We start from the raw sequence: 13,271 nt of genomic DNA, 5'->3' as shown, positions 1-13,271 counted from the left end.
GTCGTGGCGGATCGCCGGGCGGGCCGGGGCGTGGCGAGCGCGCTGTCGCGATCGCCGACGGCTCCCGTGCCCCGCCCGGCCGCCCAGGCTCGGCGCCGAGCTCAGGAGTTGGGGCGCTTGCCGTGGTTGGCGGAGCTCTTCTTCCGCGCCTTCTTCTTCCGTGCCTTCTTCGCCATGCTGACCTCCGTCGTCGTCCGGGGGCGGTGCCGACCAGCGTCGTCGACCGCCCGGTTCTGCTCGCGCCGGGCAATCCTCCCATGGTCGCCGGGCGACCCTGCCGAGGCGCCTCGGCGACCGGGGCGAGCATGATTGGATACCGTCCCAGGGCAACAGTGACGACGAGGGGGAACCCATGGCCGAGGAGATCCGCGCCGAGATGGTGGCGAACGTCTGGAAGGTCGTGGCCACGGCCGGTGACACGGTTTCCGAGGGCGACACGCTGGTGATCCTCGAGTCCATGAAGATGGAGATCCCGGTGTTGGCCGAGTCGGACGGGGTGCTCCGGGAACTGGCCGTGAACGAGGGCGACGTCGTGCAGGACGGCGACCTGATCGCCGTGATCGAATGACCCGGCGCGCCGGGCAGGTCGCCCGGCGGAACCAACCGTCCGGGGTGCGACCCCGGGCGACGGCATGACCCGACGAAGCGAGGGAGCGACATGACCGGCCTGCTGGTCCGGGTCGCCGAGCCGGCCGACTTCGACGCGATCGCCCGACTCACCGTGGCGGCGTACCGGGCGGACGGGCAGCTCGGCGGCGAGCCCGGGTACGAGCAGCTGCTCTCCGACGTAGCAGCCCGGGCCGGTGCCGGTGACGTGCTGGTCGCCGCCGACGAGGCGACCGGTGAGCCGCTCGGTGCCGTGCTCTTCGTGCTGCCCGGCTCGGCGTTCGCCGAACTCTGCGGGCCCGGTGAGGCGGAGTTCCGGATGTTGGCGGTGGACCCGCGGGCGCAGGGGCGGGGTGCCGGCAAGGCGCTGGTCCGGGCCTGCCTGGACCGGGCGAGGTCGCTCGGCTGCTCCCGGGTGGTGATCTGCACCCGCAGCTTCTCCACGCCCGCACACCGGCTCTACGCCGGGTTCGGTTTCGTCCGGACCCCGGACCGGGACTGGTCGCCGGCCCCCGGTGTCGACCTGCTCGCGTTGCGCCTCGACCTGACTCCAGAGCCGACCGTGCCGGCGGAGCCGACCGTGCCGGCGGAGCTGACTGCGCCGGCGGAGCAGAGCCGCAGCTGAAGCCGACCGGGCTGATGGCGGCGCCGCGAGCGCCGCCCCGGGAATTAGCCGGACTCGGCGAGCCGGCCGGTGCCCGCCGGGGATTCCGGGGCGTCCTGCCCGGCGGGCGTCGTACCGATCCGGTCGAGCAACTCGTTGGCGATCTCCAGCGCGAGTTCCCGCCGTTGTCCGCTGCTGACCTCGCCACGGAGCGCGAAGAGACTGCCGTGTACGGCGAAGAGCGCCAGCGTCGCCCGGAGCTGTCCGGCCGGCGACGGGTCGGCCCGGGAGAGCAGTTCGGCGATCCGCAGCATCCGCTCCCGCATCATCTGACCGGAGGAGAGCTGCTTTATCACGGTCTGGTTCTGCTCGAAGAACCGCATCACGCTGCGGCCGTCGTCGCGGAAGAACTCCTCGCAGTAGCGGCGCAGTGTCGCCCGCCGGCCGGCGGCGTCGATCGGCTGTTCGGCGGCCCACTCGATCAGCCGGTCCAGTCGGTCGAGCCGGTCGTGGACGAAGCTGTGGACGATGTCGTCCTTGCTCTTGAAGTGGTAATAGAGGGCGGCCTTGGTCACGCCGAGTCGTTCCGCGATCTCCCGCAGCGAGGTCTTCTCGTAACCCTGCTCGGTGAAGAGTTCCAGTGCCACGGCCTGGATCCGGGACCGCGTGTCGCCTGTGTTGCCGGTCACGGAGCACCTCTCGCAATTCGCCTTGACGGGAACCGACACCCAACTTACCGTACGGCAAGTAGAATCACTAGCCGGTCGGCAAGTAAGTGGATCACACTCAGGGGGAGCCTACCGATGACCACCATGGCGGATGCGCCGGCACGACCGGTCAACATCAGGGTCGTGCTCGGCGGTCTGATGATCGCGATGATGCTCGCGATGCTCGACAACATGATCGTCAGCACCGCGCTGCCGAGGATCGTCGGCGAGTTCGGCGGGCTCAACCACTTCACCTGGGTGGTCACCGCGTACGTGCTCGGATCCACCGTCTCGACCCCGATCTGGGGCAAGCTCGGCGACCTGTACGGCCGCAAGAGCGTCTTCCTCAGCTCGATCCTGCTCTTCCTGTTCGGGTCGGCGCTCTGCGGGATGGCCGGGTCGGAACTGCTCGGCGGCCCCGGCGACGGGATGATGGAGCTGATCGCCTTCCGCGCGGTCCAGGGCCTCGGCGCGGGCGGCCTGATGGTCGGCGTGATGGCGATCATCGGTGATCTGGTCCCGCCCCGGGAGCGGGGTCGCTACCAGGGCATGATCGCCGGAATCATGGCCATCGCCATGGTGGCCGGTCCGCTGGCCGGCGGCTTCATCACCGACCACCTCTCCTGGCGGTGGGCGTTCTACGTCAACCTGCCGCTCGGCGGCGCGGCGCTGATCCTGCTGGCCACCCGGATGCACCTGCCGAGGTACCGCACCGAGCACCGGATCGACTGGTTCGGCGCCGCGCTGCTCTCGGTCGGCATCACCGCGATCGTCCTGGTCACCACCTGGGGTGGCAACGAGTACGACTGGATCTCCGGCCCGATTCTCGGCCTGGCCGCGGTCGCGGTGATCTCGCTGGTCGCCTTCGCCGTGGTCGAGCGGCGGGTGCCGGAGCCGATCCTGCCGCTCGGCCTCTTCGCCAACCGCAACTTCGCGGTGATCTCGGCGATCGGCTTCCTGCTCGGGTTCGCGATGTTCGGCTCGATGAACTTCCTGCCGCTGTTCCAGCAGACCGTGCAGGGCGCCTCCGCGACCAACAGTGGCCTGCTGCTGCTGCCGTTGATGTTCGGCATGCTGGTGGTGTCGATCGTGGTCGGCCGGACGATCACCAGGACCGGCCGCTACCGGGCCTTCCCGATCATCGGCGGGATCGTGATGACCGCCGGCATGGCGCTGCTGGCCCTGCTCGACGTCGACACCGGCAAGCTGGAGTCCTCGCTCTACATGGTCGTGCTCGGCGTCGGGATGGGTTTCCTGATGCAGACCTCGATGCTGATCGCGCAGAACAGCGTCGAGCAGAAGGACCTCGGCGCGGCGAGCGGCGCGGCCACCTTCTTCCGGTCGATCGGCGGATCCTTCGGGATCTCGCTGTTCGGCGCCGTCTTCGCCAACCGACTCGCCGACTCGTCCGCCGGGCCCATGATGGCCGGCGGGGGCGAGGGCGCCGGAGTCGACCCGGCCGCGCTGCGGTCGCTGCCGCCGGAGCAACAGCACGCGGTGCTCAGCGGCCTCGCCGACGCGATCGGGACGGTCTTCGTCTGGGCGGTACCGTTCGCGCTGGCCGTCGCGGTGCTGGCCTGGTTCATCAAGGAGATCCCGCTGCGTGGCAGTTTCGGCCCCGGCGCCGACACTCCCGAGGAGGAGGCCGAGGTCGCCCTGGCGGGTCCACCCGCACACTGACCTCCGCCGCGGTGCCGCCCCCCTGCTCGACCGCGGCGGGCGGCGCCGCGGCTTCCCACAGTGGCAGCACCGCGCCTGCTCGGCGGTGCGGCCTTTCCACAGTGGCAGCGCGCCTGGTCGGCGGGAGGCGGCGTCGGACGGCAGTCCACGGACACCCGACGGGGCCGGGCCGTACCGCTTGATCAACCCTGTCGGGTGAACCGCCGCCACATCCGGTCCAGCAGCCGGCCGAACCGGCGCTGCCGGGGCGCCACCGGAGAACCGTCCCGGGCCAGCAGCAGGCGGGCGGTGTCGACCGTGGCCGGCTCGGCGGACGGGGTGGCCAGCACCAGCTGGGCCAGCGACCGCAGCACGGTGACCGGCCGCCGCTGTGCCACCTCGACCGCGTCGCCGAACCGTTCGGCGACGACCCGGGCCACCTCGGTACGCACCGACGGGTCCACCCAGGCGGCGGTGACCAGGGCGAACAGGGCAGCCTCGGTGACCCAGTCCTCGACGCCCCAGACCAGGTCGAGCAGTACCCTCCGGCGTGCCGAGTCGGGCCACGGCTCGTCCGTACGGTGGTGCAGCAGTCCGAGGCAGACCCAGACCTGCACGCAGCGCACCCAGAGCGTCGGGTCGTGCCGGCTCAGGGTGCGACCCAGCTCGGTCTCCGGTGGGGCCGGCGGATGTGCCAGCAGCCCGAGCAGGTCGTCGAGTTCGAGCGTGGCGAGCCCGACCGCCGCGTCGTAGGCGGCCGGCGGATGCGGCCAGGCGGGATGGGCCAGCTGTTGGATCCGGCGTACCGCCGCGTCGTCCGGGGCCGGCACGGCCGGTACGGCGGTGATGCCGGCGTACCGCCAGAGGTGGTGTCCGACCGACCGGCGTGCCTCGCGCGGATCCGGTTCCGGGGTGGCGGCGACCGTGACGACCAGGGCCGGGGCCGCCTCGTGCAGCGCCCGCATCGCGCTCGGCGGCTCCAGCGTGTCCAGCGAGAGCCGGGCGCCGTCGGCCGGACCGCCGGTGGCCAGCCGCTGCCGCAGCGTCACCGCCGCCACCTCGGTCGCCGGCGGGACCCGGCCCAGCCACGGCTGGCTCTGGCAGCACTCGGCGAGGTCGCTGTGCTCGTGCGAGTCGTCCGGATGGTCCCGCTGGAAGTCGGCCAGCGCGACGAGGTGGCCGAGATCGCCGTCCCGGCGGTAGCGCAGCCGGTGACCGGTGTGCACCGCGCAGTCGAAGGACGGGTCCCGGGACAGCGCCCGATCGATCCAGCCCAGCGCCTCTTCGAGTTGGCCGTGGTCGGCGAGGGTACCGGCGATGTCGGCGTACACCGAGAGGTCGTCGGGGTCGTGGTCGACGGCCCGGCGCAGCGCCGCGAGCGCCTCGGCGGTCCGCCCGGCGCTGCGGTAGGCGTAGCCGAGCCACACCTCGGAGAGCTTCGACGGCATTTCCCGGGCTCCCTGCCCGGCCCACTCCACGGCCTGGCCGACCGCGCCGACCCGGCGGGCCAGTGCGGACGCCGCGCCGAGCAGCAGTCCGTGCCGGGGATGCGCCGCCACGGCGTGCCGGGCCAGCCGCAGGTAGGGCCAGAGCGGTTCGCGGGCGGTCTCCGGAACCGGGTCCGGGATGCCGGCGCAGACCTGCATCAGCACCCGGGCGATCCGGTCCGGGTCCAGCAGGCCGGGCAGGTCGGGCGCGCTCACCCAGGGCACGCCGGCCCAGTCGGCCGAGGGGACGTGCCCGGTGGCGGCGGCGAGCAGTTCCAGCCCGTCGGCGGGACGCCCGGCGGCGGCGAGCAGGTGCGCGCGGGCCACCACGGTACCGATGAACGGGTGCTGGTCGAGGGGGAAGAGGTCGACACCGCCGCCGGACCGGGCGGCGAGCTGGGCGAGCGCCTCGTGCACCTCGGGCATGGTCGGGGCGTACGCGATCGCCCCGGCCAGGTGACCCGCGGCGTGCCGCAGGTCACCCTCGTCCAGCGCCAGCCGGGCCAGCGCGAGTTCCCCCTCGGCCGAGAGCCGGGGGTCGTCCGTTCCCTCGGGCACCGAGTCGACCCTTCGCGTACGTGGAATTTCCCCTGGGTTGGGGAGCCTAGGGCATGGCGACCACGGTTGGTGATCTACTGCGCAGAGCTGCGCGCTAGATTGCTCCAGCGCGTCAGATCGTGCAAAGTTGAGCATGGAACGCGCGGGAATCGCGCATGAGGAGGGGGCATCGTGGCGCAACCGGGAGCCGGCATGGCGGCGGACATCGCCGAGCAGCCGGAGGGCTTCGCACGACTGTTGGAGCCGACCTCGATGGCGGCGATCGCGCAGGTGGCAGCCGTGATCGCGGAACGCCGGCCGAAGCACGTGGTGTTCACCGCACGCGGCACCTCCGACCACGCCGCCCTCTACGCCGCGTACCTGACCGAGATCCGGCTCGGGCTCCCCGCCGGGCTCGCCTCACCGAGCAGCATCACGGTCTTCGGCGCCCGACCCGACCTGTCCCAGGCCCTGGTCGTCGGGGTGAGCCAGAGCGGCGGGTCATCCGACCTGACCGAGGTGCTGCGGGTCGCCCGGTCCGCCGGCGCGCTGACCCTGGCGGTGACCAACGCCCCCGACTCGCCGCTGACCCGCGTGGCGGAACTCGCCGTCGACGTCACCGCCGGCCACGAGCGGGCGGTCGCCGCGACCAAGACGTACACCGCCGAACTGCTCGCCCTGCTGCTGCTGGTCGAGGGGATCCGGGCCGGGGACGGCGCGGTGCCCGCCGAGGAGCGGGCCGGGCTGGAGGCGCTGCCCGAACTCGCCGCCCGTACCCTCGCCGACCCGACGCCGGGGTATCTGGCTGCCCGCTACCGCTTCGCGGACCGGATGGTCACCACCGGCCGGGGATACGCGTACCCGACCGCCCGGGAGGCGGCACTGAAGCTGATGGAGACCTCCTACCTGCCGGCGCTCGCCTTCTCCGGCGCCGACCTGCTGCACGGCCCGCTGGCGATGACCGACCCGGACGTACCGGTGCTGGCCGTCGTCGGTGCCGGGCCCGGCGGTACCGCCATGCGCGAGGTGCTCGCCAAGGTCGGCGAGCGCGGCGCGGACCTGGTCGTGATCGGGCCGGCCGAGGTTGCCGGAGCCGCCGCCCGGCTGCCGGTGCCGGAGGTCGACGAGCGGTACGCCCCGCTGCTGGACATCCTGCCGGTGCAGCGCCTCGCCCTCGCCCTCGCACTGGCCCGAGGCGAGGATCCCGACGCCCCGCGCGGCCTGCACAAGGTGACCTCGACGCTCTGACCGCCGGTGCGGAGGGGGCCCTTCTACAACAGAATCCGGTGGGAAGGGGCCCTTCCCTACCGCCCAGCCTTGGGTGGTCGTGGCAGGCTTGCCCCGTGTCCACGCTGCGCGATCTCGCCGAGGAGCACACCCGGCTGCGTCCGGTCGACATCGACCACCTGCACCGGGTGGCCGGCGACTGGCAACTCCTCTCCGATCTGTCCTTCGCGGACCTGCTGCTCTGGGTACCGGTCAGCGACACCGACGGGTTCGTCTGCGTCGCCCAGGTACGCCCGACGACCGCGCCGACCGCCTACCAGGACGACCAGGTCGGCCGGATCGTCGGCGGTCCCGAGGTGGCGCACCTGGCGATCGCGTACAGCCAGGGCCGGATCTGGCGGGAGGGCGATCCGGTCTGGTACGGCGACACCCCGGCCCGGCACGAGGCGATCCCGGTCCGGCTGCGCTCCGGGGACGGCGAGGCGGGCGAGGTGATCGCGGTGGTGGGCCGGGACACCAACCTCTCCACCGCGCGCACCCCGAGCCAGCTCGAACTCAACTACCTGACCACCGCCGACGACCTGGCCCAGATGCTCTCCGACGGGACGTTCCCGCCGGTACGCCACCCCGGCGAGACCACCACGGCACCCCGGGTCGGTGACGGGCTGGTTCGGTTGGACGCCAACGGGAAGGTCACCTACGCGAGCCCGAACGCGCAGTCCGCGTACCGGCGGCTCGGGTTCGCCTCGCACCTGGTGGGGGAGGATCTGGCGGCGCTGAACGGCCGGCTCGCCGCCGACCCGCTGGAGGGCACCGAGGCGGCCAACCGGGTGCTCGCCGCGCTGCGCGGTGAGGCGCCGCCGCGCCGGGAGATCGAGGCCCGGGGCGCGACCGTGCTGACCCGGGCCCTGCCGCTGATGCCCGCCGGGGTGCCGATCGGTGCGCTGGTGCTGGTCCGGGACATGACCGAGGTACGTCGCCGGGACCGCGCCCTGATCACCAAGGACGCCACCATCCGGGAGATCCACCACCGGGTGAAGAACAACCTGCAGACCGTCGCCGCGCTGCTCCGGCTCCAGGCCCGCCGGGTCGGCATCCCGGCCGCCCGGGCCGCGCTGGAGGAGTCGGTGCGCCGGGTCGCCTCGATCGCCCTGGTGCACGAGACCCTCTCGATGTCCAGTGACGAGGCGGTCGAGTTCGACGGCATCGTGGACCGGGTGGCGGCGGCCGCCGCCGAGGTGGCCGCGACCGACGTCCCGGTGCGGATGCGCCGGCAGGGCAGCTTCGGGGTACTGCCGGCGGAGATCGCCACCTCACTGGTGATCGTGCTGAACGAACTGCTACTCAACGCGGTCGAACACGCCTTTCCGGAGCAGGGCGAGAACGCGGCGATGCTCCCGCCGGCCGGGCCGGGCGAAGCCGCCGGGCCGGGCGAGGCTGCCGAGCTGGCCGAAGCTGCCGAGCTGGCCGAAGCTGCCGAGCTGGCCGAAGCTGCCGAGCTGGCCGAAGCTGCCGGGCCGGGTGAGGTCGCCGGTGCGGCCGGGAGCGCCGAGGTGGTCGAGCCGGCCGAGGTGGTCGTCTCGGCGCACCGGTTCCGTAAGCAGCTGCACGTCACGGTCGCCGACAACGGCCGGGGCCTGCCGGAGGACTTCGACGCCGACCTGGGCAGCCGGCTCGGCCTACAGATCGTCCGCGCCCTCGCCACCGGCGAACTACGCGGCACCATCGAGCTGCGCAACCGCCCCGACACCGGTACGGAGGCACTGCTGGTAGTCCCGCTGGCCCGGTGACCCCGACTCGAAGATCGCGCTACTTCCGCGAGAGAGCGCCGGCCCTCGCCTCAGCCCCCGGCCCTCGCCTCAGCCGGGGGTGGGCGGGTGGGTGAGGAGAGCCAGGGTGAGGCCTGGCAGGGTCCAGGTTCGGTCGAGGTGGAATCGGGCCCGCAGCGGGGCTGCTCGGCTCTCGGGCAGCTGGGTCAGCGGATCGGCGTGCGCGCCCCAGACCAGCAGCCAGAGCCGATCGACAGTGGCTAGACAGCGCTCGGGCTCTGGGCACTCGGTGGCCCAGAAGTCGGCCCGGTGGGTCTGGTCGGCCACCAGCAGCACGTCGCGGGGGCGGTCGGCGCCCAGGTAGTAGGCGGTGGCCAGGTCCAGGAAGGCCCAGCCGTCCCGGGGCGCGTAGACGATGCCGTCGCCCGGTCGCTGGTGTGCGGCGATGACGCGTACCGCCGCCGGGTAGTCGACCGGGGCGCTGCGCGGCGACTCGTGGGTCCGGCGCAGCGCGGCCTGCTCCGGCGCGCCGAGCAGGCCGGCGACGGCGACGATCGCCAGCGCGGCGGCGAGCCGGAGCGGGGCCAGGGTCGCGGCCGCCAGCAGGCAGGCGAACGGAAGCACGAAGACCAGGTAACGCGGTACGAAGAGCGGCGTGAACTGTCCGGCGACGAAGAGCAGCAGCGCCGGCAGCAGCACGGTCAGCCCGAGGAGCACACCCGAGCGGCCCCGGGTGGCGACCGCGACGGCGGCCAGCCCGAAGAGCAGCCCGCCGACGACTCCGGCCCGGACCACGCTTCCGGGCAGCCCCAGCAGGTCCCCGGCTCCGGGCCGGCCGACCCAGTCGAGCTGCCGGCCCTGCTGGCTGCGGCCGAGCAGGATCAGCGGCACCAGCACCAGCACCGCCCCGCCCGCCGCGACCGCCCAGCGCACCCGTACCCCGGCCCGCCGGTGGCCGAGGGCGGCGAAGGCGTGCCCGGCGGCCAGGCTGACCGCGAACAGGTTGGCCAGGCCCGCCGCGGCGAGCGCGGCCGCGTAGCCGGCCCAGCGCGGCCACGTCGGCCGGTCCAGGGCCCGGCACAGCAGCAGGGCGGCCAGCACGGCGAGCAGGGTGGCCAGGGCGTACGGGCGGGCCTCCTGACCGTACCGGGAGGTGCTCGGCAGTACCGCGAGGAGCAGCCCGCCCAGCAGTCCGGCCCGGCGGCCGAACAGCCGCGCGCCGAGCACGGTGGTCAGCGCGGCGGCCCCGGCCATGGCGAGCGCGGAGGGCAGCCGCAGCGCGACGGTGGAGTCTCCGGCGACCGCCAGCCAGCCCTGCATCAGCAGGTAGTACGGACCGTTGACCGCGTCGATCGTGCCGATCAGCCGGAGCAGATCGTGCGGCGGGCGGGAGGCGGCGCTCCAGGTCGCCAGCTCGTCGCGCCAGAGTGGGGCGCGGTCGAGCTGTACGGCGGTGACGAGCAGGGTGGCCAGGCCGGGACAGAGCCAGCTCGCCCGGCGGAACCAACCGGGCAGGACGATCCGAGGCCGACCCGAACCGCGATCTATGATGGGCGAAGCGTGATCTGTCGCATTAGTTCCAATATTCGGAATCTTAGCGTGAAGCCGGCCACAGCGGGTCCGCCAGGCGGGATCGACGGTCGCATCGGTGGTCCGGCCCTTACGGATATGGCAGCATGACGGGTATGACCGCCGCCGTGCGCCGCTTCGCGAGGCCGGGATTCACCTCCCGCCGCCACGTGGACTACGGCCGCGTTCGCAGCGCGATCTGTCCGGCCCACTGACGCCGCCTGGACCTGTTCCGTCCCGGGCGTTGCAGTGCGCCGGCTCCCCTGACACCGCCGTCATCCGGCACCGCCGTCTCCGGCCTGTCCCGGGTTGCGGCCGTCGCTCTGCGCGTCCACCGAGTCACACCGAATTACGGAGGGCGCCGCCATGGCGGTCAGCGACACCCCGACCCGGTCCGACGTCACCAGCACACCAGCGGGCAGCAGCGCACGTGCGGCCCGACCGGCCCGTCGCCCGCGCGGCGAGGGACAGTGGGCGCTCGGGCACCGGGAGCCGCTCAACCCCAACGAGCGGACCAAGAAGGACGACAACCCGCTCAACGTACGGGCCCGAATCGAGAACATCTACGCGCGTGGGGGCTTCGCCTCGATCGACCCGCAGGACCTGCGCGGCCGGTTCCGCTGGTTGGGCCTCTACACCCAGCGCAGGGCCGGCATCGACGGCGGGCGGACCGCCGTGCTGGAGCCGCACGAACTCGAGGACGAGTACTTCATGCTCCGGGTCCGGATCGACGGCGGCCAGCTCAGCCTCGACCAGCTCCGGACCATTGCCGAGGTCTCCCAGACGTACGCCCGGGACACCGCCGACATCACCGACCGGCAGAATATCCAGCTGCACTGGGTCCGGATCGAGGACGTGCCGGAGATCTGGCGCCGGCTGGAGGCGGTCGGGTTGCAGACCACCGAGGCGTGCGGCGACTGCCCCCGGGTGGTCCTCGGCAGCCCGGTCGCCGGGATCGCCGAGGCGGAGGTGCTCGACCCGACCCCGGCACTGGACGAGATCGTCCGCCGCTACATCGGTGACCCGGCATACTCCAACCTGCCGCGCAAGTTCAAGACGTCGATCTCCTGGCTGGTCGACACGCCGTACGAGATCAACGACGTCGCCTTCCTCGGCGTCGAGCACCCGGAGCACGGCCCCGGCTTCGACCTGTGGGTCGGCGGCGGGCTGAGCACCAACCCGATGCTGGCGCAGCGGGTCGGCGTCTGGGTGCCGCTCGGCGAGGTGCCAGAGGTCTGGGCCGGGGTCACCGGGATCTTCCGGGACTACGGCTACCGCCGGCTACGGCACCGTGCCCGGCTCAAGTTCCTGGTCTCCGACTGGGGCGTGGCCAAGTTCCGCGAGGTGCTGGAGAAGGAGTACCTGGGCCGCAGCCTGCTCGACGGGCCGGCGCCGGACCTGCCGTCCAAGCCGGTCGACCACATGGGAGTGCACCGGCAGCGGGACGGCCGCTACTACGTCGGTGCCGCCCCGGTGGTCGGCCGGGTCTCCGGCACCCAGCTGGCCGAGCTGGCCGACGCCGCCGCCGAGCACGGCAGCGGCCGGGTGAGCCTCACCCCGTACCAGAAGCTGCTGGTCCTGGACGTGCCGCCGGAGCGGACCGACTCGCTGGTCGCGGCGCTGCGCCGGATCGGCCTGGATGCGTTCCCGTCGGTCTGGCGGCGCGACACCATGGCCTGCACCGGTCTCGAGTACTGCAAGCTCGCCATCGTCGAGACCAAGGCCCGGGGCGAGGAGTTGGTCGCCCGGCTGGAGGAGCGGCTGGCCGGGGCGGATCTCGGTGAGACCGGGCTGAGCATCCACCTCAACGGCTGCCCGAACGCCTGCGCCCGAACCCAGACCGCGGACATCGGTCTGAAGGGCCAACTCGTGGTCGGACCGGACGGGCGTCAGGTCGAGGGCTTCCAGGTGCACCTCGGCGGCGGCCTGGGCATGGCCCAGGGCCAGTCCGGCGGCTTCGGCCGCAAGCTGCGCGGTCTGAAGACCACCGCGGCCGAGCTTCCTGAGTACGTCGAGCGGCTCGCCCGCCGCTACCTGGACGGCCGCACCGAGGGGGAGAGCTTCGCGAACTGGGTCGTGCGAGTCGACGAGGAGGAACTGCGATGAGTGGGGAAACCCGAGCCGCACCTCTCTACTGCCCCTACTGCGGCGAGGAGGACCTGCGTCCCAACGAGGCGGCGCACGGTGCCTGGGAGTGCCGGGCCTGCGCCCGGGTTTTCACGGTGCGGTTCACCGGCCTGCTCGCCAGCGCCGTCGCGCCCGAGGGGAAGCAGTCGGCACCCGAGGGGAGGCAGTCATGAGTCCCGTTGTCGCGGCCAACCTCGGGTTGGTCAGGCTCGGCCCGGAGGTGTCGGCCGGCCCGTCCCGGCGGGACCCGGACGAGCTGCGGACGCTGGCCGAGGCGGCGAACCGCGAACTGGAGGGTGCACCGGCCCAGGAGATCGTGCGGTGGGCGGTCGGCGAGTTCGGTGACAGGTTCTGCGTCACCAGCTCGATGGCCGACGCCGTACTCGCACACCTGGTCTCCCGGGTGGCGCCCGGAGTGGACGTGGTCTTCCTCGACACCGGCCTGCACTTCCCGGAGACCCTTCGGGTACGCGACGTCGTGGCCCGGACGCTGCCGGTCAACGTACGTTCCATCCGGCCCCGGCAGACCGTCGGCCAGCAGGACGGCGAGTACGGTCCCCGGCTCTTCTCCCGGGCGCCCGACGAGTGTTGCGCGCTGCGTAAGGTGGAGCCGCTGGAGCGGGCCCTGGCCGACTACGACGCCTGGGCGGCCGGGCTGCGCCGGGACGAGTCGCCGACCCGGGCCAGGACCCCGGTGGTGGGCTTCGACCCGCGACGCGGCAAGGTCAAGGTGAATCCGATCGTCACCTGGACCCAGGCCGACGTCGACGCCTACATCTCGCGGTGGAACGTGCCGGTCAACGAGCTGTTCCGGCAGGGATACACCTCGATCGGCTGCTGGCCCTGCACCCGGCGCACGAAGGCGGGCGAGGATCCCCGGGCCGGCCGCTGGGCGATGTTCGAGAAGACCGAGTGCGGCCTGCACGTGTGACCGTCGAGGCCGCCGGAGCAGAGGTGACTCTCGCAGCTTCCGGAGCGG

The 13,271-nt window shown here is 72.9% G+C and carries 11 protein-coding genes and 1 pseudogene; 8 read left to right on the top strand and 4 right to left on the bottom strand.

Annotated elements, in window-relative coordinates; translation table 11 throughout:
• Nucleotides 1-101: 101 nt before the first annotated feature.
• Nucleotides 102-176 (bottom strand): 50S ribosomal protein bL37, encoded by a 75-nt coding sequence (locus tag EV371_RS34765; RefSeq protein WP_369752275.1) that lies wholly within the window; start codon nucleotides 174-176, stop codon nucleotides 102-104.
• 176 nt (nucleotides 177-352) lie between these two features.
• Here EV371_RS34765 and EV371_RS28900 point away from each other — a divergent pair, with 176 nt between their 5' ends.
• Together EV371_RS28900 and EV371_RS28895 are read left to right on the top strand one after the other, a co-directional pair.
• Nucleotides 353-568, top strand: coding sequence for a biotin/lipoyl-binding carrier protein (locus tag EV371_RS28900; RefSeq protein ID WP_130464830.1), 216 nt, complete (start codon nucleotides 353-355; stop codon nucleotides 566-568).
• Nucleotides 569-655: 87 nt separating this feature from the next.
• Nucleotides 656-1,153, top strand: a pseudogene (locus tag EV371_RS28895) (GNAT family N-acetyltransferase); the annotation flags it as partial.
• A gap of 122 nt (nucleotides 1,154-1,275) precedes the next feature.
• Here the strand turns inward: EV371_RS28895 and EV371_RS28890 are convergent.
• The gene (locus tag EV371_RS28890; protein ID WP_130464828.1) at nucleotides 1,276-1,899 is read right to left on the bottom strand and encodes a TetR family transcriptional regulator; all 624 of its coding nucleotides are present in this window, start codon (nucleotides 1,897-1,899) and stop codon (nucleotides 1,276-1,278) included.
• Between the two features lie 114 nt (nucleotides 1,900-2,013).
• On the opposite strand from EV371_RS28890, the gene EV371_RS28885 reads away from it, so the two are divergent.
• A complete protein-coding gene (locus EV371_RS28885; RefSeq protein ID WP_486484829.1) occupies nucleotides 2,014-3,597 on the top strand; it encodes an MDR family MFS transporter in 1,584 nt (527 codons plus the stop codon).
• Nucleotides 3,598-3,779: 182 nt separating this feature from the next.
• Here the strand turns inward: EV371_RS28885 and EV371_RS28880 are convergent, their stop codons facing one another.
• Entirely contained in the window at nucleotides 3,780-5,621 is a 1,842-nt protein-coding gene (locus EV371_RS28880; protein ID WP_486484828.1) for a tetratricopeptide repeat protein, read from the bottom strand.
• Between the two features lie 192 nt (nucleotides 5,622-5,813).
• Between EV371_RS28880 and EV371_RS28875 the strand changes: the two genes are divergently transcribed.
• Nucleotides 5,814-6,848 (top strand): SIS domain-containing protein, encoded by a 1,035-nt coding sequence (locus EV371_RS28875; RefSeq protein WP_130466287.1) that lies wholly within the window; start codon nucleotides 5,814-5,816, stop codon nucleotides 6,846-6,848.
• A 95-nt stretch (nucleotides 6,849-6,943) separates the two neighbouring features.
• Entirely contained in the window at nucleotides 6,944-8,617 is a 1,674-nt protein-coding gene (locus EV371_RS28870; protein ID WP_130464826.1) for a PAS domain-containing sensor histidine kinase, read from the top strand.
• A 69-nt stretch (nucleotides 8,618-8,686) separates the two neighbouring features.
• Here the strand turns inward: EV371_RS28870 and EV371_RS28865 are convergent, their stop codons facing one another.
• Complete coding sequence (locus tag EV371_RS28865; RefSeq protein WP_486484827.1) at nucleotides 8,687-9,916, bottom strand: glycosyltransferase family 39 protein; 1,230 nt, start codon at nucleotides 9,914-9,916, stop codon at nucleotides 8,687-8,689.
• Between the two features lie 615 nt (nucleotides 9,917-10,531).
• On the opposite strand from EV371_RS28865, the gene EV371_RS28860 reads away from it, so the two are divergent.
• From EV371_RS28860 to EV371_RS28850, 3 genes are read left to right on the top strand one after another with little or no spacing between them, the layout of a single operon-like run.
• Nucleotides 10,532-12,271, top strand: coding sequence for a nitrite/sulfite reductase (locus EV371_RS28860; protein WP_130464824.1), 1,740 nt, complete (start codon nucleotides 10,532-10,534; stop codon nucleotides 12,269-12,271).
• Nucleotides 12,268-12,465, top strand: a complete 198-nt coding sequence (locus tag EV371_RS28855) for a hypothetical protein (RefSeq protein ID WP_130464823.1) — start codon at nucleotides 12,268-12,270, stop codon at nucleotides 12,463-12,465. Before EV371_RS28860 ends, EV371_RS28855 begins: the two co-directional genes overlap by 4 nt.
• Nucleotides 12,462-13,223 (top strand): phosphoadenylyl-sulfate reductase, encoded by a 762-nt coding sequence (locus tag EV371_RS28850; protein ID WP_130464822.1) that lies wholly within the window; start codon nucleotides 12,462-12,464, stop codon nucleotides 13,221-13,223. The genes EV371_RS28855 and EV371_RS28850 overlap by 4 nt, the downstream gene beginning before the upstream one ends.
• Nucleotides 13,224-13,271: the final 48 nt, after the last annotated feature.

The organism is Plantactinospora sp. CNZ321, from assembly GCF_004217235.1.
The sequence above is the reverse complement of the archived record's forward strand: the minus strand, read 5'-3'. Positions and strand labels throughout refer to the sequence as shown.